At 65.5% G+C, this 24,389-nt stretch carries 26 protein-coding genes; 17 read left to right on the top strand and 9 right to left on the bottom strand.

From position 1 onward, the window contains the following. Positions 1 to 188: hypothetical protein (locus tag VDP82_RS02130; RefSeq protein ID WP_323013184.1), on the top strand; the 188-nt coding region annotated here is incomplete at its 5' end. 5 nt (positions 189 to 193) lie between these two features. On the opposite strand, the gene VDP82_RS02125 is transcribed toward VDP82_RS02130, so the two are convergent. The 4 genes from VDP82_RS02125 to VDP82_RS02110 form a co-directional block, all read right to left on the bottom strand. After that, positions 194 to 655, bottom strand: a complete 462-nt coding sequence (locus tag VDP82_RS02125) for an MmcB family DNA repair protein (RefSeq protein WP_323013183.1) — start codon at positions 653 to 655, stop codon at positions 194 to 196. A gap of 2 nt (positions 656 to 657) precedes the next feature. After that, the gene (locus VDP82_RS02120) at positions 658 to 1,827 is read right to left on the bottom strand and encodes an MFS transporter (RefSeq protein WP_323013182.1); all 1,170 of its coding nucleotides are present in this window, start codon (positions 1,825 to 1,827) and stop codon (positions 658 to 660) included. Next, entirely contained in the window at positions 1,824 to 2,996 is a 1,173-nt protein-coding gene (locus VDP82_RS02115) for an MFS transporter (protein ID WP_323013181.1), read from the bottom strand. Before VDP82_RS02115 ends, VDP82_RS02120 begins: the two co-directional genes overlap by 4 nt. A 155-nt stretch (positions 2,997 to 3,151) precedes the next feature. Beyond that, entirely contained in the window at positions 3,152 to 3,505 is a 354-nt protein-coding gene (locus VDP82_RS02110) for a septal ring lytic transglycosylase RlpA family protein (RefSeq protein WP_323013180.1), read from the bottom strand. 417 nt (positions 3,506 to 3,922) lie between these two features. On the opposite strand from VDP82_RS02110, the gene VDP82_RS02105 reads away from it, so the two are divergent. Beyond that, the gene (locus VDP82_RS02105; protein WP_323013179.1) at positions 3,923 to 4,294 is read left to right on the top strand and encodes a DoxX family membrane protein; all 372 of its coding nucleotides are present in this window, start codon (positions 3,923 to 3,925) and stop codon (positions 4,292 to 4,294) included. Between the two features lies 1 nt (position 4,295). Here the strand turns inward: VDP82_RS02105 and VDP82_RS02100 are convergent, their stop codons facing one another. Continuing rightward, positions 4,296 to 4,889 carry a TetR family transcriptional regulator C-terminal domain-containing protein gene (locus VDP82_RS02100; protein WP_323013187.1) on the bottom strand — a complete coding sequence of 198 codons (594 nt, stop codon included), beginning with the start codon at positions 4,887 to 4,889 and terminating at the stop codon, positions 4,296 to 4,298. 311 nt (positions 4,890 to 5,200) lie between these two features. Between VDP82_RS02100 and VDP82_RS02095 the strand changes: the two genes are divergently transcribed. From VDP82_RS02095 to VDP82_RS02055, 9 genes are all read left to right on the top strand, one after another. Further along, on the top strand, positions 5,201 to 6,481 hold the full coding sequence (locus VDP82_RS02095; RefSeq protein ID WP_416347064.1) for an aspartate aminotransferase family protein: 1,281 nt from the start codon (positions 5,201 to 5,203) through the stop codon (positions 6,479 to 6,481). Beyond that, positions 6,481 to 7,974, top strand: a complete 1,494-nt coding sequence (locus VDP82_RS02090) for a CoA-acylating methylmalonate-semialdehyde dehydrogenase (protein ID WP_323013177.1) — start codon at positions 6,481 to 6,483, stop codon at positions 7,972 to 7,974. The genes VDP82_RS02095 and VDP82_RS02090 overlap by 1 nt, the downstream gene beginning before the upstream one ends. Positions 7,975 to 8,131: 157 nt before the next feature. Continuing rightward, positions 8,132 to 9,382, top strand: coding sequence for a Zn-dependent hydrolase (locus tag VDP82_RS02085; protein ID WP_323013176.1), 1,251 nt, complete (start codon positions 8,132 to 8,134; stop codon positions 9,380 to 9,382). Positions 9,383 to 9,456: 74 nt separating this feature from the next. Then, a complete protein-coding gene (gene hydA, locus VDP82_RS02080) occupies positions 9,457 to 10,908 on the top strand; it encodes a dihydropyrimidinase (protein WP_323013175.1) in 1,452 nt (483 codons plus the stop codon). Between the two features lie 199 nt (positions 10,909 to 11,107). Next, positions 11,108 to 11,941 carry an ABC transporter ATP-binding protein gene (locus tag VDP82_RS02075; protein ID WP_416347063.1) on the top strand — a complete coding sequence of 278 codons (834 nt, stop codon included), beginning with the start codon at positions 11,108 to 11,110 and terminating at the stop codon, positions 11,939 to 11,941. Beyond that, positions 11,941 to 12,819, top strand: a complete 879-nt coding sequence (locus VDP82_RS02070; protein WP_323013174.1) for an ABC transporter permease — start codon at positions 11,941 to 11,943, stop codon at positions 12,817 to 12,819. Before VDP82_RS02075 ends, VDP82_RS02070 begins: the two co-directional genes overlap by 1 nt. Further along, positions 12,816 to 13,928, top strand: a complete 1,113-nt coding sequence (locus VDP82_RS02065) for an ABC transporter permease (protein WP_323013173.1) — start codon at positions 12,816 to 12,818, stop codon at positions 13,926 to 13,928. Before VDP82_RS02070 ends, VDP82_RS02065 begins: the two co-directional genes overlap by 4 nt. A gap of 18 nt (positions 13,929 to 13,946) precedes the next feature. Beyond that, positions 13,947 to 14,927 carry an ABC transporter substrate-binding protein gene (locus tag VDP82_RS02060; RefSeq protein WP_323013185.1) on the top strand — a complete coding sequence of 327 codons (981 nt, stop codon included), beginning with the start codon at positions 13,947 to 13,949 and terminating at the stop codon, positions 14,925 to 14,927. A gap of 232 nt (positions 14,928 to 15,159) precedes the next feature. Beyond that, positions 15,160 to 16,026, top strand: coding sequence for a hypothetical protein (locus tag VDP82_RS02055; RefSeq protein WP_323013172.1), 867 nt, complete (start codon positions 15,160 to 15,162; stop codon positions 16,024 to 16,026). 151 nt (positions 16,027 to 16,177) lie between these two features. On the opposite strand, the gene truB is transcribed toward VDP82_RS02055, so the two are convergent. The 3 genes from truB to VDP82_RS02040 are packed head-to-tail and all read right to left on the bottom strand — an operon-like array spanning position 16,178 to position 18,554. After that, positions 16,178 to 17,074, bottom strand: coding sequence for a tRNA pseudouridine(55) synthase TruB (gene truB / locus VDP82_RS02050; RefSeq protein ID WP_323013171.1), 897 nt, complete (start codon positions 17,072 to 17,074; stop codon positions 16,178 to 16,180). After that, on the bottom strand, positions 17,071 to 17,475 hold the full coding sequence (rbfA, locus tag VDP82_RS02045) for a 30S ribosome-binding factor RbfA (protein WP_323013170.1): 405 nt from the start codon (positions 17,473 to 17,475) through the stop codon (positions 17,071 to 17,073). Before rbfA ends, truB begins: the two co-directional genes overlap by 4 nt. Before the next feature lie 56 nt (positions 17,476 to 17,531). Beyond that, complete coding sequence (locus VDP82_RS02040) at positions 17,532 to 18,554, bottom strand: D-glycerate dehydrogenase (RefSeq protein WP_323013169.1); 1,023 nt, start codon at positions 18,552 to 18,554, stop codon at positions 17,532 to 17,534. A gap of 102 nt (positions 18,555 to 18,656) precedes the next feature. On the opposite strand from VDP82_RS02040, the gene VDP82_RS02035 reads away from it, so the two are divergent. Beyond that, a complete protein-coding gene (locus VDP82_RS02035; protein ID WP_323013168.1) occupies positions 18,657 to 19,226 on the top strand; it encodes an SH3 domain-containing protein in 570 nt (189 codons plus the stop codon). A 103-nt stretch (positions 19,227 to 19,329) separates the two neighbouring features. On the opposite strand, the gene VDP82_RS02030 is transcribed toward VDP82_RS02035, so the two are convergent. After that, positions 19,330 to 20,112 (bottom strand): siderophore ferric iron reductase, encoded by a 783-nt coding sequence (locus tag VDP82_RS02030; RefSeq protein ID WP_323013167.1) that lies wholly within the window; start codon positions 20,110 to 20,112, stop codon positions 19,330 to 19,332. Here VDP82_RS02030 and VDP82_RS02025 point away from each other — a divergent pair. Genes VDP82_RS02025 through VDP82_RS02005 form a run of 5 tightly spaced genes read left to right on the top strand, consistent with a single transcriptional unit; the run spans position 20,111 to position 24,193 of the window. Next, entirely contained in the window at positions 20,111 to 20,239 is a 129-nt protein-coding gene (locus VDP82_RS02025; RefSeq protein WP_323013166.1) for a hypothetical protein, read from the top strand. The genes VDP82_RS02030 and VDP82_RS02025 overlap by 2 nt on opposite strands. Positions 20,240 to 20,261: 22 nt before the next feature. Continuing rightward, positions 20,262 to 20,702, top strand: coding sequence for a TadE/TadG family type IV pilus assembly protein (locus tag VDP82_RS02020; RefSeq protein ID WP_323013165.1), 441 nt, complete (start codon positions 20,262 to 20,264; stop codon positions 20,700 to 20,702). Further along, positions 20,699 to 22,354 carry a TadG family pilus assembly protein gene (locus VDP82_RS02015; protein WP_323013164.1) on the top strand — a complete coding sequence of 552 codons (1,656 nt, stop codon included), beginning with the start codon at positions 20,699 to 20,701 and terminating at the stop codon, positions 22,352 to 22,354. Before VDP82_RS02020 ends, VDP82_RS02015 begins: the two co-directional genes overlap by 4 nt. 58 nt (positions 22,355 to 22,412) lie before the next feature. Next, on the top strand, positions 22,413 to 23,306 hold the full coding sequence (locus tag VDP82_RS02010) for an ABC transporter ATP-binding protein (RefSeq protein WP_323013163.1): 894 nt from the start codon (positions 22,413 to 22,415) through the stop codon (positions 23,304 to 23,306). Then, the gene (locus VDP82_RS02005; protein ID WP_323013162.1) at positions 23,303 to 24,193 is read left to right on the top strand and encodes a hypothetical protein; all 891 of its coding nucleotides are present in this window, start codon (positions 23,303 to 23,305) and stop codon (positions 24,191 to 24,193) included. The genes VDP82_RS02010 and VDP82_RS02005 overlap by 4 nt, the downstream gene beginning before the upstream one ends. The last annotated feature ends 196 nt before the right edge of the window (positions 24,194 to 24,389 follow it).

The following is a 24,389-nucleotide window of genomic DNA, read 5'->3' as shown; positions in this document are numbered from 1 at the left end:
ACTGGCACAACGCCTTTTCCGATTTCACCATCCGCCTCAGCCAGCGCCTGCAGGAGAGCCCGCCCGAAGCAAAGCTCGCCATCATGCAGGCGCTGCAAAAGGAACTCGACGCGCTGGGCGCACCGCCCACTCCGCCACACCTGCCCACCCCCATCACCCCGGTGGAAAGCCCGGCTTTCGACGAATAGGAAGATCAGCGCGGGCCGGGGTCCATCAGCGCGTGGATACGGTCCGCGCCCAGCCGGGCGAGCTTGAGCAGCAGCGTCTTGCGCCGCGCCGGGGCCAGGGGCGTATCGGGGCTGTCGCGCAGAATGGCCCCGTCATGGCCGTCGGCCACGATCAGCCCCTCGCTTTCGGGGAAAATGCCGGCATCGAGCTCGGGCGGCTTGGCGAAAAAGAAGCGGTCGGAAAATTCCCGATATTCGGGCCATTTGCGATCGACCTGGAAATCGATGAGGCTCGACTTGATCTCGATGATCCAGATCTCGCCCCTGGGCCCCACCGCCAAAACGTCGGCCCGCCTTCCATTGGCCAGCGGCACCTCGGCATAGCAGGCCATGTCGTGCCGTTCGCGCAACATGCGCATCACCCCGCGCTGCACCCGCAGCGCCGTGGCCGACTGGCGCAGATCGACGATGGGCGGCAGCTCGGCCATGCTCAGGCCCCCGCCTCCGCCGTGCTTTCCGCGCGGGAACGCGGGCCCAGCGCGAAGCTGGAGGCCCAGAGCCCGGCCAGCAGCAGCGGCAGGCAGACCAGATAGGAATTGCGGATGCCCAGATGCTCGGCAACGAAGCCGAGCAGAGGCGGGGCGAGGAAGAAGACCACGAAGCTCACCTGCCCCAGCGCCGCGACATTGACCGCCGCCGGGCGGTCGGTGCGCTGGGCGGCGGCCGAGACGGCCAGCGGATAGACCGCCGAACAGCCCGCCCCCATCAGCGCGAAGCCCGCCAGCGCCACCTCGGGCAGCGGGGCCAGCCCCACCATCAGCGCCCCCAGGCTGGCCAGGGTGAGCAGAACCATGGCCACGTTGCGCGGCCCGAAACGCGCCACCACCGGATCGGCGGTGAGGCGCATCGCCGCCATGAAGAAGGCGAAGAGCGTCAGCCCCATGCCACCCACGAAAGGCTCGCTGGCAAAGACGTTGCGCATATAGATGGCCGACCAGTCGATCCCCGCACCCTCGACCAGGAAGGCGGCAAAGCCGATGAGGCAGAGCGGCAGCAGGCCCCAATGGGGAAAGGCGATGGAATGGCCCGCCTTGGCCTCCCCGCCGGCCTTGAGCGGCGCCGGCACCATATGGGCCAGCATGATCCAGGCCACGGCCACGACCAATACCGCGAGCAGCCCCAGATGCCAGCCGGCACTGAGCCCGGACTGGCGGATCATGGCGCCGAACAGGGCGGTGATGAAGAACCCCAGGCTCCAGAAGCCATGGGCGCGGTTCATGTAGCGCTTGCCCGAGGCGGCCTCCAGCCGGTCGATCTGGACGTTGAGATTGATCTCCAGCGCCCCCGAGAGCAGACCGACGACGAACAGCAGGCCGAACATCGCCGGCGCCGTGGGCAGCCAGGGAATAAGGGCGAAAAGGATGGCCGGCCCCATGACGGTGAAAAAGGCGGTGGGACGCGGCCCCAGCTTCTCGATGACGCCGGCCCCGAAGGTGAGCGAAATCAGCGAGCCGATGGACATGCCGATCATGGTGAGGCCCAATTGCCCCTCGGTGACGCCCAGATGGGTCTGGATGTCGGGCAGGCGCGCCATCAGCGCGCCGGTGGTGAGGGCGAAAAGGAAAAAGCAGGCATAGATGCGGTGCTGGGGCGCGATCACGGCGTCACCGCCCGGGTACGCGGACGCGGCGAGAGCGCATTGACGGTAGCAAAGCCCAGCGCCACCAGCGGCAGGCCGACCCCGAAGGTCCACTGGATGCCGTAATGCTCGGCCACATAGCCCAGAAGCGGCGGGCCGAGGAGGAAGGCGGTGAAGGAGAACTGCGCCAGCGCCGCCACATTGATGGCGGCGGGCCGGTCGGTCTGCTGGGCGGCGGCGGACATGGCCAGCGGGAAGAGCGCGCTGGAGCCGACCCCGATCATGGCGAAGCCCAGATAGGCCGCCCAGGCCGAGGGCGCGGCAAAGACGATGACGACGCCCACGCCCAGAATGGCGAGCAGGGCGCGCGCCACCGCGACGGGGCTGAAGCGGTCGACAAAGCCGTCGGCGAAAAAGCGCGCCACGGCCTGCGAGCCGGCCACCACCGCCACCGCGAACCCGGCCCAGAAGGGCTCGGCGTCGAAGATGTTGCGCATATAGATGGCCGACCAGTCGATGCCCGCCCCTTCCATCAGCATGGCCGAAAGACACACGCCCACCAGCATCATGATGGTGAGGGTGGGCCGGGCCAGGCGCGGGGTTTCCTCGGTGCTGGAGCCGGCCCGGTGCGGCGCCGGCTCGAAGCGCCCCAGGACCAGCAGCGTGGCGGCGAGGACGAGCGGAATCATCATCATCAGGTGCCAATGCACTGGCATGCCGGCCTGGGCGATGAAGGCCCCGACCATGCCGGCGCAGAAAAAGCCCAGGCTCCAAAAGGCATGGGCCCGGCTCATGATGCGCCTTCCAATGGCGTGCTCGACCCGGTCGGCCTCGATATTGATGATGATTTCGATGGCCCCGATGGTCAGGCCCACCGGCACCAGCAGCAGGAAGAAATAGAGCGGCCCGCTGGCCCAGCTGGCCAGCGCGTAAAGCGCCGAAAGCAGTGGAATGGCCACCAGCAGCACGCGGCGATAACCCACTTTTTCCACCAGCCGCCCCGCAAAGGTCAGCGAGATCAGCGTGCCCAGGGCCGAGCCGATCAGCGACAGGCCCAGCGCCCCCTCGCCCACATCCATGGCGCGCTGGATATCGGGCAGGCGGGGGAACAGGCTCCCCATGCAGAACGAATAAATGAAAAACGCCCCGAAGACCTTGATCTGGGGCGGCAGGTCGATTCCGAACTTCATTTCAGGCTGACTCAAGCAAGGTTCGGCCGAGGCTATTCTAAAAGCGCGCCGGGGGAAATAGGGGGATGAAAACGATTTAGGCGGAAGGATAAATCAAGGGCCGCTTTCCGCCAAAGGGAAAAGCGGCCCTGCCGATAGAGAGGAAAAAACCGGGCTCAGCCCTGAGCCAGACACACCGAGGTGGTGCCGCGATTGCGGAAGCCCAGCGCGGTGGCGGCCGCCTTGCTCAGATCGATGATGCGCCCCTTGTGGAAGGGCCCACGATCATTGATCGTCACCTGCACCTGCTGGCCCGTGCGCTGGTCGGTCACGGTGACCTTGGTGCCGAAAGGCAGGGAACGGTGCGCCGCCGTCATGGCGTTTTCATTGAAGACCTCGCCCGAGGCGGCCCGCTTCCCATTGAAGCCCGGACCATACCAGGAGGCGCCGCCGCATTGGGCGAAGGCCGCGCTGGACAGGGAGAGGAATGCGACGGCAATCGCGGCGGCTTTTACGGCTTTATGCGTCAAACTTGGAACTCACATCAATTTTTGATGGAGCGCTGACTAAAAGCGGCACGCGGCCGGAATATGCCCGATTTAGCGTTAACGGCCCCCGGCGGGCGGGGTGTTGCGCATTTGCCGCAGGAAGTTTGCGCCGGTTTCCGCCCCTTGGCCGGCGAAGCGCGCCGATATGGAGGAAATGAATCCGTGATTCGGCCCTCTGGCGGATTCGAAGCGGCGCTGAGGCAGAAATTATGGATTCAGCTTGCGCAGTGTGGCCCATCGGCCACGGTTCCGCCGAAAGGGCCGCAAAAGCGAGGTTTTTGGCGGTTCCTAGGGAAAATCGCCGGGCCGGAACGGGCGAAAAGACGAAATTGTGACGCGATTGTGGCGCTTCACCGCCGTGCGGCAATCAGATAGCAAGGAGCCGCAAGGGGGAGCGCGATGGAACTCGATTTCGCACTGGCGGCCGCGGGCCGCATTATCTTCGGCCTTTTCTTTCTCATCGCCGCCGGGCGCAATTTCGCCGGGCTGAAAAAGCGCACCCCCGCCAAGACCAATTACGGGTTCGACCTGCCCACCCCGCTCGTGCTGGCCGGCTTCGCCCTGCAATTAGTGGGCGGGGCGCTGCTGGTTGCCGATATCGCCACCGTCTGGGGGGCGCTGGCGCTTATCGCCTTTCTGGTCCTGGCCACGGCGCTGTTCCACAATCCGCTGATGTTTCCCCGCGCCGAGCGCGGGCTGCATCTCTATCTCTTTCTCGTCAACTGCACGCTGACGGGCGGATTGCTGATGGTGATCGGCGCGGCGGGATAGCTCAGCCCGCCGCCCTGGCGCCGCGCGGCGCCAGGCCGTGCATGAACAGATGTTCGAGATAGCGGGCGGCGTCCTCGAAGCGCCCCTCGCCATTGCGGTCCGGCCCCAGCACGGCGCGCACCTGCACGTCGAAATCGGCATAATGCTGCGTGGTCGCCCAGATCGAGAAGATCAGGTGATAGGGATCGGCATGGGCCAGCTTGCCCTCCTCCATCCAGGCCAGCAGCACCTGGGCCTTTTCATCGACCAGATTGCGCAGATCGACCTCGATCATCTCGATGATGCGCGGCGCGCCCTGCAGCATCTCATTGGCAAACAGCCGGCTTTCGCGCGGATAGTCGCGCGCCATCTCCAGCTTGCGCCGGATATAGGAGCGGATTTCGGGGATGGGATCGCCCCGCTCGTCCATTTCCTTGAGCGGCGCCAGCCAGGTGTGCAGAAGCGCCGAGATCAGCCGCCTATGGATCTCCTCCTTGCGGGGGAAATAATAGAGCAGGTTCGGCTTGCTCATGCCGGCCACCTCGGCGATCTGATCGATGGTGGCGCCGCGAAAGCCATGCATGGAGAAAACTTCCAGCGCCGCCTCCAGGATCATGTCCTGCTTCTCGCGCTGGATGCGCGTCAGCGGCCGGGATTTTCCCGCTCCGGCCGCGGCCAGACGCCCGCCCGAACGACGCGGGCGAACGGGCAAAACGGCAGGCTCGGCACTTTTCACTTTGTTGGGCGGCATTTTCGCCTTGCGAGAAAGTTTGGGAGTGCTAACATTTTTCCAACTGGTCAAAATTTCTTGGGTTCGGCTTTCCACGTCAAGACCCAAAAACAAAACCAGCATGCACTTATTCGGGGAGCGAGGGTAAAGTGTCCAATTCCAGTAGCGTGGTGCCGAACGATCTCAGTGCGTTCTGGATGCCGTTCACGGCAAACCGCCAGTTCAAGAAAAGCCCGCGCATGTTCGTGGCGGCCAAGGACATGCATTACACCACTTCCGAGGGCCGCCAGGTAATGGACGGCACGGCGGGACTGTGGTGCGTCAATGCCGGCCATGCCCGCCCCCGGATCGTCGAGGCCATCGCCCGCCAGGCCGCCGAGCTCGACTACGCCCCCGCCTTCCAGATGGGCCACCCCAAGGCATTCGAGCTGGCCAACCGCATCGCCGACATCGCCCCCGAGGGGCTCAACCATGTGATGTTCACCAATTCCGGCTCGGAATCGGTTGAAACCGCGCTCAAGACCGCCATCGCCTACCACCGCGCCAAAGGCGAGGGGAGCCGCTTCCGCCTGATCGGGCGCGAGCGCGGCTATCACGGCGTCAATTTCGGCGGCATCTCGGTGGGCGGCATCGTCTCCAACCGCAAGATGTTCGGCACGCTGCTGACCGGCGTCGACCATCTGCCCCATACCCATAACCTCTCCAAGAACGCCTATTCGCGCGGCCTGCCCGCGCATGGCGTGGAATTGGCCGACGAGCTGGAGCGCATCGTCACCCTGCATGACGCCTCCACTATCGCCGCGGTGATCGTCGAGCCGGTGGCCGGCTCCACCGGCGTGCTCATTCCCCCGCCCGATTATCTCAAGCGCCTGCGCGAAATCACCAGGAAGCACGGCATCCTGTTGATCTTCGACGAGGTCATCACCGGCTATGGACGGCTGGGCACCCCCTTCGGGGCCGATTATTTCGGCGTCGTGCCCGACATCATGGTCACGGCCAAGGGCCTCACCAATGGCGTCATCCCCATGGGCGCGGTGCTGGTGTCCTCCGAAATCCACGATGCCTTCATGACCGGGCCGGAGCATTTGATCGAATTTTTCCACGGCTACACCTATTCGGGCAATCCGATCGCCGCCGCCGCCGGGCTGGCGACGCTGGAAACCTATCGGGAAGAAGGCCTGCTGACGCGCGGCGCCGAGCTGGCCAAAACCTGGGAAGACGCCCTGCATTCGCTCAAGGGCGAGCCCCATGTCATCGATATCCGCAATATCGGACTGGTGGGCGCCATCGAGCTCGAACCCATCGCCGGAGCCCCGACCAAACGCGCCTTCTCGGCCTTCCTCAAGGCCTACGAGGCCGGCTATCTCATCCGCACCACCGGCGACATCATCGCGCTTTCCCCGCCCCTGATCATCTCGGAAAGCCAGATCGCCGAACTGATCGACGCGGTGCGCACCGCCCTGAGGAGCATCGAATAATGACGATCATCGAAAACGCCGTTGCCGGCAAGCGCTACGTCTCCTCGGGCCGCCGGGTGCCGGTGTTCAACCCGGCGACGGGGGAAGTCTCGGCCGAATTGCCGCTCTCGACCATGGACGAGCTCAACGCCGCCGTCGCCTCGGCCAAGAAGGCGCAGGTGGCCTGGGGCCATACCCCGCCGATGAAGCGGGCACGCGTGCTGTTCAAGTTCAAGGCGCTGCTCGATCAATATGCCGACGACCTCGCCCGCGAAATCTCGCGCGAGCACGGCAAGGTGCATGACGATGCGCTGGGGGAAGTGGCGCGCGGCATCGACTGCGTCGATTTCGCCTGCGGCATTCCCCATCTGCTCAAGGGCGAATTCTCCCGCAATGCCGGGCCGGGAATCGACACCTATTCGGACCGCCAGCCGCTGGGCGTGGTGGCCGGCATCACCCCGTTCAACTTCCCGGCCATGGTGCCGATGTGGATGTACCCGGCGGCCATCGCCTGCGGCAATGCCTTCATCCTCAAGCCCTCCGAGCGCGACCCCTCCGCCCCCATGCTGGCCTGGAACCTCATCATGGAGGCCGGGCTTCCCGAGGGCATTCTCAATATCGTGCATGGCGACAAGGAGATGGTGGACGGCATTCTCGACCATCCCGACATCAAGGCGGTGAGCTTCGTGGGCTCCACCCCCATCGCCGAATATGTCTATCAGCGCGGCACCAAGGCCGGTAAGCGCGTGCAGGCCCTGGGCGGGGCCAAGAACCACATGATCATCATGCCCGACGCCGATCTCGACCAGGCCGCCGACGCGCTGATGGGCGCCGGCTATGGCTCGGCCGGCGAGCGCTGCATGGCCGTTTCCGTCGCCGTGCCGGTGGGCAAGCAGACCGCCGACGCGCTGATCGAAAAGCTCAAGCCGCGCGTCGAGGCGCTCAAGATCGGCCCCTCCACCGACCGCGACGCCGAAATGGGCCCGGTGGTGACCAAGATGCACCGCGACAAGATCGTGGGCTATATCGACAAGGGCGTCGAGGAAGGCGCCAGGCTGGTGGTGGACGGCCGCGGCTTCAAATTGCAGGGCTATGAGAACGGCTATTATGTCGGGGGCACGCTGTTCGACGACGTCACTCCCGACATGACCATCTACAAGGAAGAGATCTTCGGCCCCGTGCTCTCGGTGGTGCGCAAGGACAGCTTCCAGGACGCGGTGGACCTCATCCATGGGCATGAATATGCCAATGGCACCGCCATCTTCACCCGCGACGGCGATGCGGCGCGCGAATTCGCCGACAGGATCGAGGTGGGCATGGTGGGTATCAACGTGCCGATCCCGGTGCCGGTGGCCTATCACTCCTTCGGCGGCTGGAAGCGGAGCCTGTTCGGCAGCCACGGCATTTACGGCACCGAAGGCATCCACTTCTATACGCGGCTCAAGACCGTCACCACCCGCTGGCCCGCCGGCATCAAGGGCGGCGCCGAATTCAGCTTTCCCAGCGTGAAGTAGAGCCCATGGTCAGCGCCCTTCTCCTCCCGCTGACCTTCTCTGCTCCCCTCCGGGGGAAGCGGGGCATTCCCGCTTCCATCCCATCCTCCCTGCCCTGCCCTTCGCCTCACGGCGAGGGCGGGGTTTTTTCTTGCCACCTGAACGAGAAGTGCATCCCATGACCCTTTCCGGCGAAAACATGCGCATCAATGGCGACCGGCTCTGGGAGAGCCTGATGGACATGGCCCGGATCGGCCCGGGCATTGCCGGCGGCAATAATCGCCAGACCCTGACCGATGCCGACAAGCAAGGGCGCGAGCTGTTCCAGCGCTGGTGCGAAGAGGCCGGGCTCTCCATGGGCGTCGACAAGATGGGCACCATGTTCATGACCCGCCCCGGCACCGATCCCGGGGCGCTGCCGGTCTATGTCGGCTCCCATCTGGACACCCAACCCACCGGCGGCAAATATGACGGCGTGCTCGGGGTGCTCTCCGGCCTCGAAGTGGTGCGCACGCTCAACGATCTCAACATCAGGACCCGCCACCCCATCGTCGTCACCAACTGGACCAATGAGGAAGGGGCCCGCTTCGCCCCGGCCATGATGGCCTCGGGCGTCTTTGCCGGCGCGCACAGCCTCGATTATGCCTATGGCCGCACCGACATGGAGGGCAAAAGCTTCGGGGACGAACTCAAGCGCATCGGCTGGGTGGGCGGCGAAGAGGTGGGCGCGCGCAAGATGCACGCCTATTTCGAATATCACATCGAGCAGGGGCCGATCCTGGAGGCCGAGGACAAGCAGATCGGCGTCGTCACCCATTGCCAGGGCCTGTGGTGGCTCGAATTCACCCTCACCGGCAAGGAGGCCCATACCGGCTCGACGCCGATGGCCATGCGCGTCAATGCGGGCCTGGCCATGGCACGGATCCTGGAAATGGTGCAGGAGGTGGCCATGGCCAACCAGCCCGGCGCCGTGGGCGGGGTGGGGCAGGTCAAATTCTCCCCCAATTCGCGCAATGTGCTGCCCGGCACGGTGGTGTTCACCGTCGATATCCGCACCCCGGACCAGCACAAGCTCGACACCATGCGCGCAACCATCGAGGCGCGCGCCGCAGAAATCGCCGCCGGGCTGGGCGTGGGCTGCGCGGTGGAGGCGGTGGGCCATTTCGATCCCGTCACCTTCGATCCGACGCTGGTGGGCCGGGTGCGCGCCGCCGCCGAAAAGCTCGGCTACAGCCATATGAACATCATTTCGGGCGCCGGACACGACGCCTGCTGGGCCGCCAAGATGGCCCCCGCCACCATGATCATGTGCCCCTGCGTCGATGGGCTCAGCCATAATGAGGCCGAGGACATCTCGCGCGAATGGGCCAGCGCCGGCGCCGACGTGCTGTTCCACGCCGTGCTGGAAACGGCGGAGATGGTGGAGTAGCGAGCCAAAAATAGACCGGCCCGGATGCTTCGAGGAGGAAACGCCGGGCCGAAGGAAGAGATAGGGAGTGAGCCATGAGTAAAGTCATCAGGAACGGCACGATCGTCACCGCCGATCTGTCCTACAAGGGGGATGTGAAGATCGAAGGGGGCGTCATCGTCGAGATCGGGCAGAACCTGTCCGGCGACGAGGTGCTGGACGCCACCGGCTGCTATGTCATGCCCGGCGGCATCGATCCGCACACCCATCTGGAAATGCCCTTCATGGGCACCTATTCGGCCGACGATTTCGAAAGCGGCACCCGTGCGGGGCTGGCCGGCGGCACCACCATGGTGGTGGATTTCTGCCTGCCCAATCCCGACCAGAGCCTACTCGAGGCGCTCCAGATGTGGGACAACAAGACCGGGAAGGCCTCGGCCGACTATTCCTTCCACATGGCCATCACCTGGTGGGGCGAGCAGGTGTGGAAAGAAATGGCCGAGGTGGTGGATCGCGGCATCACCAGCTTCAAGCATTTCATGGCCTATAAGGGCTCGCTGATGGTCAATGACGACGAAATGTTCGCGTCTTTCCAGCGCTGCGCCGAACTGGGCGCCCTGCCGCTCGTCCATGCCGAAAACGGCGACGTGGTCGCCGCCATGACCGCCAAGCTCCTGGCCGAGGGCAATGACGGGCCGGAGGGCCATGCCTATTCGCGCCCGCCCGAGGTGGAGGGCGAGGCCACCAACCGCGCCATCATGCTGGCCGACATGGCCGGCGTGCCGCTCTATGTCGTCCATGTGTCTTGCGAGCAGAGCCACGAGGCCATCCGTCGCGCCCGCCAGAAGGGCATGCGCGTCTATGGCGAGCCGCTGATCCAGCACCTGACGCTGGACGAGAGCGAATATTTCAACCCCGACTGGGACCATGCCGCCCGCCGGGTGATGTCGCCGCCCTTCCGCTCCAAGGCGCATCAGGATTCGCTCTGGGCCGGGCTGCAATCGGGCTCGCTCTCTTGCGTCGCCACCGACCATTGCGCCTTCACCACCGAGCAGAAGCGCAACGGCCTCGGCAATTTCGCCAAGATCCCCAATGGCACGGGGGGGCTGGAGGACCGCCTGCCGGTGCTCTGGACCGCCGGGGTCAATACCGGGCGGCTGACGCCGAATGAATTCGTCGCCGTGAGCTCGACCAATATCGCCAAGATCCTCAACCTCTATCCGAAAAAGGGCGCGGTGATGGTGGGCGCCGATGCCGACCTGATCGTCTGGGACCCGGCCCGCAAGAAGACCATCTCGGCCAAGGGGCAGCAATCGGTCATCGACTACAATGTGTTCGAGGGGTTCGAGGTGACCGGCATGCCGCGCTATGTGTTGAGCCGCGGCAAGGTCTCGGTGGTCGAAAGCGAGGTCCGGGCCGAGCCCGGTCATGGCAAGTTCGTCGCCCGCGAGGCAAAAAACCCTGTGAACCGCGCCCTCAGCCAGTGGAAGGAAATCGTGGCGCCGCGCAAGGTCGAGCGCTCTGGAATTCCGGCAACTGGGGTCTAGTTGCCGGCACCGTGCCTAACAAACAGGCACATGCCGGGAGGAGCGGAAGCCAGCGGGACAGCAGTTCCCGCAGTTTCCGAAACGGCATGGGTCTTGCACAAACCAATAAGAGACTTGCCCAAGGCAAGCGCAACCGGGGGGAGCGGGCTCGACGCCCTTCTGTCTCCGGCCGCAGAATGACTGAGAAAGGCCGACGCTTTTGTCCGTAACGACATCCAATACCCCGAACGGCATCAACGGGAGCCCGCACGCCCCGGTGGTCCACGCCGAGCATCTGGGGCTGACCTTCAAGACCAATGACGGCGATCTGGTCGCGCTGAGCGATGTGAACCTGGTCATCGAAAAGGGGGAATTCGTTTCCTTTATCGGCCCTTCGGGCTGTGGCAAGACCACTTTCCTGCGCACCATAGCCGACCTGCAAAAGCCCACCTCGGGCACGCTGACCGTCAACGGGCAAAGCGCCGAGGAAGCCCGCCGGGCCCGCGCCTATGGCTATGTGTTCCAGGCCGCCGCGCTCTATCCCTGGCGCAGCATCGAAAAGAACGTCGCCCTGCCGCTCGAAATCATGGGCTATTCGGCCGCCGAGCAGGCCGAGCGCATCAAGCGCACGCTGGACCTGGTCAACCTTTCGGGCTTCGAGAAGAAATATCCCTGGCAGCTTTCCGGCGGCATGCAGCAGCGCGCCTCCATCGCCCGCGCCCTCTCCTTCGACGCCGACCTGCTTTTGATGGACGAGCCCTTCGGGGCGCTGGACGAGATCGTGCGCGACCACCTCAATTCCGAGTTGCTCAAGCTCTGGGAACGCACGCAGAAAACCATCTGCTTCGTCACCCATTCCATTCCCGAGGCGGTGTATCTGTCCACCAAGATCGTGGTGATGTCGCCGCGCCCCGGCCGGGTGACCGACATCATCGAGAGCACCCTGCCGCGCGAGCGCCCGCTCGACATCCGCGAAAGCCCGGAATTCCTCGCCATCGCCGCGCGGGTGCGCGACGGGCTGCGCGCCAGCCATTCCTATGAGGAAGATGCGTGATGGCGGACTATTTCGGCCGGGTGCTGCCCATCCTCACCATCGTGCTGGCGCTGCTGGTCTTCTGGTATGGCGCTGCCATCTTCATGAACGCCCCCGCCCAGGAGCGGGCTAATCTGCGCGCCGGGCTCGGTGAAATTCCCTTCAGCGAATTCGTCGCCCAGACCTGGGCCCAGGACAAGCCGATCCTGCCCGCCCCCCACCAGGTGGTGGCGGAGGTGCTGAGCGCCAGCTTCGGCATCGAGCCCACCAACAAGCGCTCGCTGGTCTATCACGCCTGGATCACCCTTTCGACGACGCTGCTGGGCTTCGGCCTCGGCACCGTGCTGGGCATCGCCCTGGCGGTCTTCATCACCCATAACGACGCCGCCGACCGTTCGCTGATGCCCTGGATCATCGCCAGCCAGACCATTCCCATCCTGGCGGTGGCGCCTATGGTGGTGGTGGGGCTGGGCGCGGTGGGGCTCACCGGCCTCATCCCCAAGGCGCTGACCTCGATGTATCTCAGCTTTTTCCCGGTGGTGGTGGGCATGGTCAAGGGCCTGCGCTCACCCGAATCCATCCAGCTCGACCTGATGCGCACCTATGACGCCAATCCCTGGCAGGTGTTCTGGAAACTGCGCTGGCCCGCGTCCATGCCCATCCTGTTCGCCTCGATGAAAGTGGGCATCGCCATCTCGCTGATCGGGGCGGTGGTGGCCGAACTCTCCAATGTCGCGGGCGGCGGGCTGGGCGTACGCCTGCTCAACGGCTCGATCTATGGGCAAACCATCCAGATCTGGGCGGCGCTGTTCTTCGCCGCGGCGCTGGCCGCCGTGCTGGTGATGATCGTGGGCGCGGCCGAGCGCGGCATCAACCGGCGCATGGGAGAGATGGCATGACCCCGCGCCCGCTTTCAAAGCTGCAAGCCGCCCTCGCCATCCTGGGCGCGGGGCTGGCGCTGGCCGGACTCGGGCTGGGGCTGGCCCAAAGCGGGGAGGCTCCGCTGGTAACGCTGTTCCTCGCCCTGGGAGCGCTGACCCTTTTCCGCTTCGCCTTGCCCGTGAGCCTGTGGATCGACGGGGCGCTATGCATCCTGGGCGCGGCGGCGCTGATCGCCTCGCTGCCGGCCAGCGGCACCATGCCCGGCCATTTCTGGCTGGCGCTGTTCGCCGCCTGGGCCTTTGCCTGGCTCTTCGTCGACGAACTCTCCGCCGCCATGCGGCAGGGGCGCGTGCAGGGCACGGGCCCGGCCCTGCTCATCCCGGTGATGTTCGGGCTGGCGCTGCTCACCGTCTGGGAAATCGTCACCCGCGGCGCCGCCGTGCCGCCGGTGCTGCTGCCGCCGCCCTCGGCCATCGGGGCGCGGCTGGTGGCCTCGCTCTCCATCCTCCAGGACGATTTCGTCCAGACCTTCGTCAAGTCGGTGCTGCCCGGCTATGCCATCGGGTGCCTCGCCGGACTTTTCGTCGCCATCCTGGTCGACCGTTCGCCCTTTCTCAAGGCGGGGCTGATGCCCATCGGCAATTTCATGTCGGCCCTGCCTATCATCGGCATCGCCCCGATCATGGTGATGTGGTTCGGCTTCGACTGGCAGTCCAAGGCCGCCGTGGTGGTGGCCATGACCTTCTTCCCCATGCTGGTCAACACCGTGGCCGGGCTCAACGCCACCAGCTCCATCGAGCGCGACCTGATGCGCACCTATGCGGCGGGCTATTGGCAGACCCTGTTCAAGCTCAGGCTCCCCGCCGCGGGGCCGTTCATCTTCAACGCCCTCAAGATCAATTCCACTCTGGCCTTGATCGGGGCGATCGTGGCGGAATTTTTCGGGACGCCCATCGTGGGGATGGGATTCCGGATTTCGACCGGGGTCGGGCGTCTTGCCATCGACCTGGTCTGGGCAGAGATTGCGGTGGCAGCCGTCGCGGGCTCTGTCTTTTACGGGGTGATCGCCCTCATAGAAAGAGGCGTCACCTTCTGGCATCCGTCGGTCCGTGGTGGACGGACGTAAAGGGAGGAACTTGTCGTGATGAAGAAATATCTGACCGGTATTCTGGCCGGCGCCCTGGCGCTGACCGCAGCCTCGGGAGCAATGGCGGCGGACGCACTGACATTGCAGCTCAAATGGGTCACCCAGGCCCAGTTTGCCGGCTATCTCGTCGCCGAGGCCAAGGGCTTTTATGACGAGGAAAACCTCGATGTGACCATCCTGCCCGGCGGCCCCAACATCGCCCCCGAACAGGTGATCGCCGGCGGCGGCGCCGACGTCATCGTCACCTGGATGGCCGCCGGCATGGCGGCGCGCGAAAGCGGCGTGCCGCTGGTCAACATCGCCCAGCCCTACAAGCGCTCGGGCCTGATGATGATCTGCCCGTTGGAAACCGGCATCAAGACCGTGGCCGATTTCCCCGGCCATACGCTGGGCGTCTGGTTCTTCGGCAATGAATATCCGTTCTTCGCCTGGATGAACAAGGAAGGCATCCCCACCGACGGTTCGGCCGGCGGCGTCAACGTGCTCCAGCAGAGCTTCGACGTGCAGCCCATGATCCAGGGCCAGGCCGACTGCATCTCCGTGATGACCTATAACGAGTTCGGCCAGGCCCTCGAAGCCGGCTACACCCCGGATAACCTCACCATCTTCAACTATACCGAGATGGGCAACGACCTGCTCGAGGACGGCCTCTACGTGCTCGAGGACAGCCTCAAGGACCCGGCCAAGGTGGATGCCTATACCCGCTTCGTGAAGGCCTCGATGAAGGGCTGGCAATACGCCATGGACAATCCCGAGGAAGCCGCCCAGATCGTGGTGGATTCCGACGAGACCGGCGGGGCCACCTATGACCTGCAATTCTACATGGTGGGCGAAGTCTCCAAGCTGGTCGATCCGTTCGATCCGGCGCTGGACATGGCCACCTATGAGCGCACGGTGAAGGCCCTGCTCGACCAGGGCATCATCAAGGCCGAGCCCAGCGGCGCCTATACCACCGTGGTGACCGACGCGCTGAAATAGGCCGTTACCAGAGCGATTGAAGGAAGGGGCGGGAAGCAGATTCCCGCCCCTTCATCTTTCCGGCCCGGAACGAAACCGCGGCAAGAACTGTTGATGACCCATTACCGGTTCCATTCCGAAGAGGGTCAAGAACATGAATTCCATCATCTATCTGGTTGGCCTGGTGGTCGTCGTCATGGCGGTGCTCTCCTTTTTCGGCCTGCGTTGAGCGGGCGGGGACAGGAGCACAGCCATGACCCTTCTTGAAACCACCGACGTCGCCATCATCGAGCCGGGCACCGGCGAGCGCTCGTCCTATGTCGATTGGCCCGCCTTCATCGCCGGCATCGTGCTGGCCACCGCCATCTCGCTGGTGCTGATCAGCTTCGGCTCGGCGCTGGGCCTCAATTTCATCGATTTCGGCTATGGCAAGCCGGCCAATCCCATCGTCATCGGCATTCTCGCCGCCAGCTGGTTCCTCTGGGTTGAGGTATCGAGCTTCATGGCCGGGGGCTATCTGACCGGGCGGCTGCGCCGGCGCAATTACGACGCCAGCGAGGATGAAAGCGACCTGCGCGACGGCGCCCACGGCTTGCTGGTCTGGGCCGGCGCGGCGATCCTGGGCGCTGTCATCGCGGTGAGCGGGGTGGGCGCGGCGGTCAATGCCGCCGGCACCGCCGCCAGTGCGGCGGCCAGCGCCGCCGACGAGATCGCCGACCCCAATGCCTATTTCGTCGACACCCTGTTCCGCGCCGAGCCGCCGGTGGATGCCGGCCCCGCCCGCGACGAAGCCAGCCGCATCCTTGCCCGCGCCGCGCTGGGCGAGGGCACCGTCTCCCCCGAGGACCGGGCCTATCTGGCTACGCTGGTGACGGCCCGCACCGGGCTCGCCCCCGACGCCGCCATCGCACGGGTGGACCAGGTGGACCAGGCCATGGCCACGGCACGGGCTGAAGCGGCCGAAACCGCACGGCTGGCCCGCAATGGTGGCATTATCGGCGCCTTCCTGCTCGCCGCCTCGCTGCTGATCTCAGCCATCGGCGCCTATTGGGCGGCGCAGATGGGCGGCAATCACCGCGACAACAATATCGCCTTCCCCAACGCCTTCCGCCGCTTCTGAGCCGGCCGGCCAACACCCTGAAAGGAGACGCTCATGTTTCGTGCTCTCGGCCTTTGGCTGCTCGGCGTGCCGATCTGGCTCATTCTCATCATTATTTTCTTCATGCGCTGAAAGAGAAAAGGCGGAGCCCCGGCTCCGCCTTTTTTCCATTTCAGTTGAACACCCGGCGCGGCCGGAACTGGCCGAACTCCACCCAGCCGGTGGCCAGCGCCGCCCCCTTGAAGCTGGCCCAGCACTCGTCCATTTCCACCGGCGCGCCGGCCCCGGTGAGCAGCACCGGATTGCCATGGCGCACCGCCCCGGCCTGGGCCGGATCGAGCCGGATTTCGGGCAGGCCGGCCAGCCCCGCCGCCACCGGCTTGAGCAGGACGTCGCGATCGAGCGCCGCCTCCAACTGCTCCAAACTCACCGCGTCCCCGTCATGGAAGGGCCCCACCGCCGCCCGGTGCAGCATGCCGACATGGCCGCGCGTGCCCAGCGCCTCGGCGATATCGCGGGCCAGCGAGCGCACATAGGTGCCCTTGCCACAGCTCACCTCCAGCACCGAGCGTTCGGCATCGTGTTCGACAAGGGTGATGGCGTCGACCTCGATGGGACGCGGCGTCAGTTCCACCGCCTCGCCGGCCCGGGCCAGATCATAGGCGCGCTCACCATCGACCTTGAGCGCCGAATAGATGGGCGGGCGTTGCAGGATGGTGCCGGTGAAGCCGGGCAGAACGGCCAGCAGCGCCGCGCGGTCGGGGCGGATATCGGAGGTGGCCACCACTGCGCCCTCGGCGTCGTCGGTGGTGGTGGCGCTGCCCCAGACGATGGCGAAGCGATAGATCTTGGTGCCATCCTGCACCTGCGGCACCGCCTTGGTGGCCTCGCCCAGCGCAATGGGCAGGATACCAGTGGCCAGCGGATCGAGCGTGCCGGCATGGCCGGCCTTGGCGGCGCCGAACAGCCAGCGCACCTTGCCCACCGCCTGGGTGGAGGTCATGTCATAGGGCTTGTCCAGCACCACCCAGCCGGAAATGGCGCGCTTGGGGCGTTTGGGTTGGCTCACGCGTCGTCGTCTTCGTCGCTGAGATCGCGCTGGACCCGGTCGGAGCGCAGCAAGGCATCGATCCGGCCGGCTTCCTCGAAGGTATCGTCGACGAAGAAACGGATTTCGGGCGCGAATTTGAGGTTGAGCTGCGGCGCCACCTGCCCGCGGATGAATTTGCGGTGCCGGTTGAGCGCGGCGACGATCTCCTCGGCATGACTGCCGCCCAGCGGCATCACATAGACATTGGCGATCTTCAGATCGGCGGTCATGCGCACTTCGGGCACGGTGACGACCGCCCCGCGCAGGGCGTCGTCCTCGATCTCGCCGCGCGCGAACATGGCGGCCAGGGCGTGGCGAACCAGTTCGCCGACGCGCAGCATGCGCTGGCTGGGGCCGGTGGGCTTGTTGTCTTTCTTCATGGGAGGGAATTAGGCGCTCGCCGCTTCCGCGTCAATCGGCCAGAGACGGGGCCACCTCAGGCGCGCAGCGGCGCCGGCCCCCGCGCGCCCTCGGGCAGGACGCGGTGGGGCGGCTGGTGGCCATCCATGAAAGCACGGATATTGACGATCACCGTCTCGCCCATCTCTATGCGCGCCTCCAGCGTCGCCGAGGCCATATGGCCGGTCAGCACCACCCTGTTGACCTCGTCCAGCGCCAGAAGGCGCGGATCGATGCCCTGGCGATTGTCGAAGACGTCGAGCGCCGCCCCGGCCAGGTGGCCGCGCTCGATGGCATCGACCAGCGCGGCTTCATCGATCAGCTCCGAGCGGCTGACATTGACCACGAAGCTGCCGCTTTTCATCCGCGCCAGCCGCTCGGCCGAGAGCAGCTGGAAGGTTTCGCGGGTATAGGGGGTGTGCAGCGAGACAATGTCCACCGCCTCCAGCATCGCATCCAGGTCGGGCCAATAGGTGGCCTCGAGCGGCTCTTCCACGCCCGGCGGGCGGCGGTTGCGCGAAAAATAATGGATATTGAGCCCGAAGGCGCGGGCCCGCTGCGCCACCGCCGTGCCGATGCGGCCCATGCCGACAATGCCCAGCGCCTTGCCGCGCAGCCGCCGCCCCAGCATGGAGGTGGGCGACCAGCCGGCCCAGGCGCGGTCGCGCAGCAGCATCTGCGTGCCTTCCACCAGCCGCCGGGGCAGCGCCAGCATCAGCACCACGGCCATGTCGGCCGTATCCTCGGTGAGCACGCTGGGCGTGTTGGTGACGGTGAGCCCGGCGGCCCAGGCCGCCTCGATGTCGATATTGTCCACCCCATTGCCGAACTGGGCGATGAGCCGCACGCTGGCCGGCAGCCGGGCGATCAGATCGGCGTCGATCCGGTCGGTGATGGTGGACACGAGCACATCCATGCCCTCGAGCCCGGCGATGATGTCGTCGCCGGTCAGGGCCGCGTCGGCCTCGTTGACATGGGTTTCGAACAGCGTCGCCATGCGCGCCTCGATGCTGTCGGGCAGGCGCCTGGTGACGAGGATATTGGGTTTATGGCTGACCATGAGTTCCCGGGTCGGGGGGCAGTGCGGGAAGAACCCGCGCCTTCAGCGCCCATTAAGGATCGTTGGCTAGTGATAGAATAATTCCAATTGATCTGCAAAGTCATGTTTGACGACACTTCGCGCCCATTAGCCGGCGCCGCACGCAAAACGCTGTTGCTTCTGGTGCTGGTGCTGCTGGCCGGCTTTGTCGCGCCGGCCTTCGCCCAATCCGCCAATCCCAGCGGCCTGCCCTTGCCCCGCTTTGCCAGCACGCGCTCGGAGCCGATCAATGTGCGCGTCGGGCCGGGGCAGAAATACGATATCGCCTGGACCTATATGCAGGCCGGGATTCCCGTGGAAATCATCCAGGAATTCGACACCTGGCGCAAAATCCGCGATGTCGACGGTGATGAGGGCTGGATTCACCAGAACCTGCTCACCGGCACCCGCATGGGCTATGCCACCGCCCTGGTGGGCAATGGCGAGATCGCCCTGCGCGCCGGCAAGTCGGACGAGGCGGGCCTGCGCGCCCGGCTCCCCTCCGGCTTCAAGGTCACCATCAAGCAATGCGACGGGGAATGGTGCGAGGTGAGCGCCTCGGGCAAGGATGAGCACCAGCGCTCCGGCACCTATTCGGGCTTTCTGCGCCAGGAAGAGCTGTGGGGTGTCTATCCGGACGAGGATTTCGACTAGCTGGAGCGTTTCCAGGAAAAGTGGATACCGGTTTTGCGGTTCGGAAACGCGATAAAACAAAGGCTTAGATCATTTTAGCGTTTCTACTAAACGGTGAAATGATCTAGAATTCGGCCAGGGCATTGGCGGTCTGGCGCGCCACGCGCAACCCATCGTCCTGTTTTGGGCAGCTGGCGCAGAGCCGGTCGGGCGTGATGCGATAGTCAAGGCAGCAGCCCTTGCGGCGCACGATGAGCAGACGTCGCCCCCCTTCCGCCTCGACCACCTGCAAATCGCCCTGCCCGGTGAGCCCCAGCCCCTCGAGCCAGAGGGCGGAAAAGCCCTGAATGACTTCTATGGGCAGATCGCGCCGGCGCTGGCCCAGCCACACCATCAGGCTGAGCATGCGGTCGGCCAGAAGCCGTCGCGCCGGCAGGGGCCGCAGCCGCGCCTCGGCATTGACCTCCTCGAGCATGGCCGTGGTGAGCGCCGATAATTGCCTTGCGCCATCGGCGATCAGGGATTCGAGCGAACCCTTTGTCTGCGTCCCCGGAACCAGCCGGTAACCGTCGATATAAACGCCGCGCCTGTGCTGGCTGAAGCCGGAAAAATCCGGCATGGCGCCGTGCAGATGCGCAGCGATCACGGCCAGATAGGCCGGCTGCCAGATGAGATTGGTCCAGAGCCGGACGGCGTAGAAGGCCGGCCCCGCAGCCGGATAGGTCGCAGCCAGCGCTGCATGCAACTCGGCCAGGACCGCGCCATTCTCGCCCCCCGCGCGATACCAGCCCGGGCGGGTCGCGCCCGGCTCGCCCTTCATGAAGCCGGTGGCCTGCGCCGCGGCGGCGATCAACCGCGTGGTGGCGGCATCGCCTTGGTCTTGCGCGAAAAGAAAGGAGCGGGCCATGCCCGCTTCTAGCCTTCTGGGGGCGCGGAAGAAAGGGCGAACCCTGTTCGCATATCTGCGCATCGTCCTGCGCAGCGATCCCGATGCCCCGGTTGAGGGAACGGAGGCCATTGCCGGGCCAGGATGAAGACAAGAAAAGGAGGACGGACATGCCTGCTTTTTCCAAGCCGGCCTTTTTCATCTGGGGCCGGGACGCGAGCGGCACCTCGGCGATCGAATTCGCCATTCTGGCGCCGGTCTTCCTGCTGATGCTCACCGGCATGCTGGCCTATGGCATTTATTTCGGCGCCGCCCACTCCCTCCAGCAACTGGCCGCCGACGCAGCCCGCACCGCCATTGCCGGGCTGGACGAAACCGAGCGCGACCGTCTGGTCGACGCCTTTCTCGACGCCAATGCCGAAAGCTACGCGCTGATCCGGCGCGACCGGCTGGATGCCCGCATCGGCGACAAGCCGGGCGATGCCGACCATTACCGCGTGACCCTGACCTATGACGCGGCCGACCTGCCGATCTGGAATCTCTATCCGCCCCTGCCCCTGCCCTCGCGCGATATCAGCTTCACCTCCACCATCAGGCGGGGCGGGATATGAGCGGGTTCTGGCGCGATTGCCGGGCCAATATGGCGGTGCTCTTTGCCATGGGTTTCGCCATCTCCGCGCTGGTCTCGGCCGTGGCCATCGACGCCGCCGCGCTCTATCACGAGCGGCGCGTCATCCAGAGCGCCGTGGACCTGGCGGCGCTGACCGCCGCCCGCAATCCCCAGCGCGCCCAGGCGCTGGCCCAGTCCGCCCTGGTGGAAGCGGGCCTGCTGGCGCCGGGCGTGCAGACCGGCCTGGTGGTGCAGGCGGGCCGCTACGATCCCGACCCGGCGCTGGACGCCTCGGCGCGCTTCACCCCCGGCCGCACGCCCTTCAACGCCGTTGCCGTGCGCTTCGAGCAGAAGGGCAGGCTGCATTTCGCCGATGGCTGGGCCGAGCCGCCGCTGCTGGGCGCACGCGCCGTGGCCAGCGTCACCCCGGAAGTGGCCTTCACGCTGGGCTCCCGCCTTGCCGCGCTCAAGGACGGTATCGCCAATCTCGCGCTCAACCAGCTTCTGGGCAGCAAGGTCAACCTGACCCTGCTCGATTATCGCGCGCTGGCGGGGCTGGAGGTCGACATGTTCGCCTTTCTCGACGCCCTGGCCGGCGAGCTGGGCGTCACCGCCGGCACCTATGACCAGTTGCTGGCGCTGCGCGCCGATCGCGGCCAGCTGGCCCGCGCCCTCTCGACGCTGGGCAATGCCGCCCAGCGCCTGGTGCTGCAAAAACTCATCAACCAGCTCGGCAAGGACACAGTGGCGCTCAACCGGCTGATCGCGGCGGGAAAGCTGGGCGAGCTGGACATTGGCAGCGCCGGCGCGCAGGGGCTTTTCACCACCGTCTCGGCGCTCGACCTGCTGGCCGCCAGCGCCACGCTGGGCGATGGCCAGCATATGCTGCACCTGCCGCTCGGCGCGGAATTCCCCGGCTTCCTCAGCCTCGATGCCGACCTGGTGGTGGGAGAGCCGCCCCAGGGCGGAGGCTGGCTGCGCATCGGCGAGGCGGGAGCGGTGGTGCGCACGGCGCAGGCGCGGCTGCGGCTGGTGGCCGGCATCGGCGGCAAGGGCGCATTGCTGGGCGAAACCATCCGCCTGCCGCTTTATCTCGAAGCCGCCCATGCCGAAGCCATGGTGGGCGCCGCCACCTGTCCCGGCGCCGGCGCCGAGCGCGGCACGGCCCGCATTCTGGTGCGGCCCGGCGCCCTGCGGCTGATGATCGGGGAACTGGGCGACCCCGCCCTTGCCGATTTCGGCGCCAGCCCCAGGCTCGATCCGGCCAGGCTGGTGGAGGTGAAGCTGCTCGGTCTCACCATTCTGCAGGTCTTCGGCTCCTCGCTGGTCGAGCTGGCCCAGACCCAGCCCATCGCACTGGATTTTTCATCCGCCGACATTGCCGGCAAGACGGTGCGCACCGCCCGCCTCACCACCCCGGCGTCGGGGCTCACCAAATCGCTCTTCGACAATCTCAAGCTCCACGCGCCCATTCTCGGGCTGGGGCTCAACCTGTCCAGCCTCGGGCAATTGCTGGGCACCATCCTCTCGCCCCTCGCCCCCACGCTCGACCAGGCGCTGATGGGGGTATTGCGGACGGCGGGCCTGTCGCTGGGCGAAGCCGACGTGGTGGTCCATGGCGTGCGCTGCGGCGCGCCGGCACTGGTGGGCTAGGCGTTTTCCACGGCCCGGCCTATTCTGCGCCCACCACCGCGCAACCGGGACCTGATTCATGAGCGAACCGACTTCCCTGGCCATCGTGTCGGCGCGCGGGCTGCGCAAGCGGTTCGGCCGCAAGGAAATCCTGCACGGGCTCGATTTCGACATTCCCGCCGGCCGCATCTATGGGCTGATCGGCCATAATGGCGCAGGCAAGACCACCACGCTCAACGCCATGCTGGGTCTCACCAGCTACCAGGGCTCGATCCGCGTCCTGGGTCAGGACCCCTTCGCCAGCCGCGCCCGGCTGATGCAGGACGTCGCTTTCATCTCCGACGTGGCCAGCCTGCCGCGCTTCCTGCGCGCGCGCGAGCTGTTCGCCATGCTTGGCGACATTCACCCCAATTTCAGCGCCGAGAAGGCGGCCAGCTTCCTCCAGGGCACCGATATCCGCCCCGAAATGAAGATCAGGACGCTCTCCAAGGGCATGCTGGCCCAATTGCACCTGGCGGTTGTGATGGCGATCGACGCCAGGCTGCTGGTTTTGGACGAGCCGACACTGGGCCTCGACATCACCTATCGCAAGCGCTTCTACAAGCGGCTCCTCGAAGATTACATGACTGGCGAGCGCACGCTGATCATCACCACCCATCAGGTGGACGAGATCGAATTCATGCTCACCGACATCATGTTCATTCGCGACGGCAGCCTGATCCTGCATATGCCGATGGAGAAAGTGAGCGAGAAATTCACCCAGCTCGTCATCGAGGATGCGGACAAGGCGGACGCGGCGCGCGCCCTGCATCCAGCCTATGAGGAAACCCGCTTTGGCCAGACGGTGATGATCTTCGATGGCGTCGAGCCCGGCCGGCTCGGCCCTCTGGGGCGCGTGTCCACCCCAACCATATCCGATCTCTTCGTGGCGCTGATGCAGCGGCCCACCGCCAATCCGGAGCCCGCCCGATGAAGGCCTTTCTCGCCCTGATCCGCCGCGAATTCATCGAGCATCGCGGGGCGTTCCTGATAGCACCGCTCATTCTGGTGGGCATCGTCTTCCTGCTCACCCTGCTCGCCTTCAGCGCCGACCGGCTCGACAGCCGCATGTCGGGTCAGTTTCTCACCGTCTTCCCCACCTGGGTGTTCGAAGCCGGCTTTGCCGCGCTCGCCTCGGGCTGGCTGGTCTATCTGGGGTTCGTGCTGTTCTTTTATTGCGCCGACGGCTTTGCCGCCGACAAGCGCAACAATTCCATGCTGTTCTGGAAATCCATGCCGGTTTCCGACCTCAAAGTGCTGCTGAGCAAGCTGGCGGCAGCGCTTACCGTCCTGCCCGCCGGTGTTTTCGCCATCGCCCTGGTCAGCATCCTGCTGCTGTTCGGCGTCGCCTATGTCACCACCATGGTGGCCGGGCTGGGCAGCGCCGCACTTCTGGGCAATATCGCGCTTATCTATGCCCAGATGACGCTGGTGTTTTTCGTGGTGCTGGTCTGCGCCCTGCTCTGGTACCTGCCCTATATGGCGCTGGTGGGGGCCATGGCCACGGCCATGGGACGCTGGGCCATTCCGCTCGCCGTGCTGCTGCCCTCGATCGTATCGGCGCTGGAATGGGTGACGCTGGGCGGAGCCCATCCCTTTTCCACCCGCACCTGGGCCTATCTCGATTATCGCTCGCAAATGCCGGTTTCGCTCGACGTGCTCGAAGGTATCTGGGAGGGCGAGCGGCACTTCGAGCCAATGAGCTTCATCACGGACATGCTGGCGCGTTTCGACTGGCTGCAAATGGGGATCGGGGCGGTCTTCGCCGCCGTGATGCTGTATCTGGCCAGCGAATACCGCCGCCGCGCCTATCCCACCTGAGCGGGGTTGACCCACAGATTCAGGGTGGGAAGTGGCCTTTTAGCGCGTTTCCAGGAAAAGTGGGTACCGGTTTTCCGGTTCGGAAACGCGATAAAACAAACACTTAGACCATCTCACTGTTTCTATTAAACAGTGAGATGGTCTAGATTCGATTTCGGAGCGTATTCATGAGCGATCTGCCTCTCAGCCAGGCCAT

Origin of the sequence: Devosia sp. (genome assembly GCF_034675085.1) — a bacterium.
Lineage (GTDB): Bacteria > Pseudomonadota > Alphaproteobacteria > Rhizobiales > Devosiaceae > Devosia.
The sequence above is the reverse complement of the archived record's forward strand: the minus strand, read 5'-3'. Positions and strand labels throughout refer to the sequence as shown.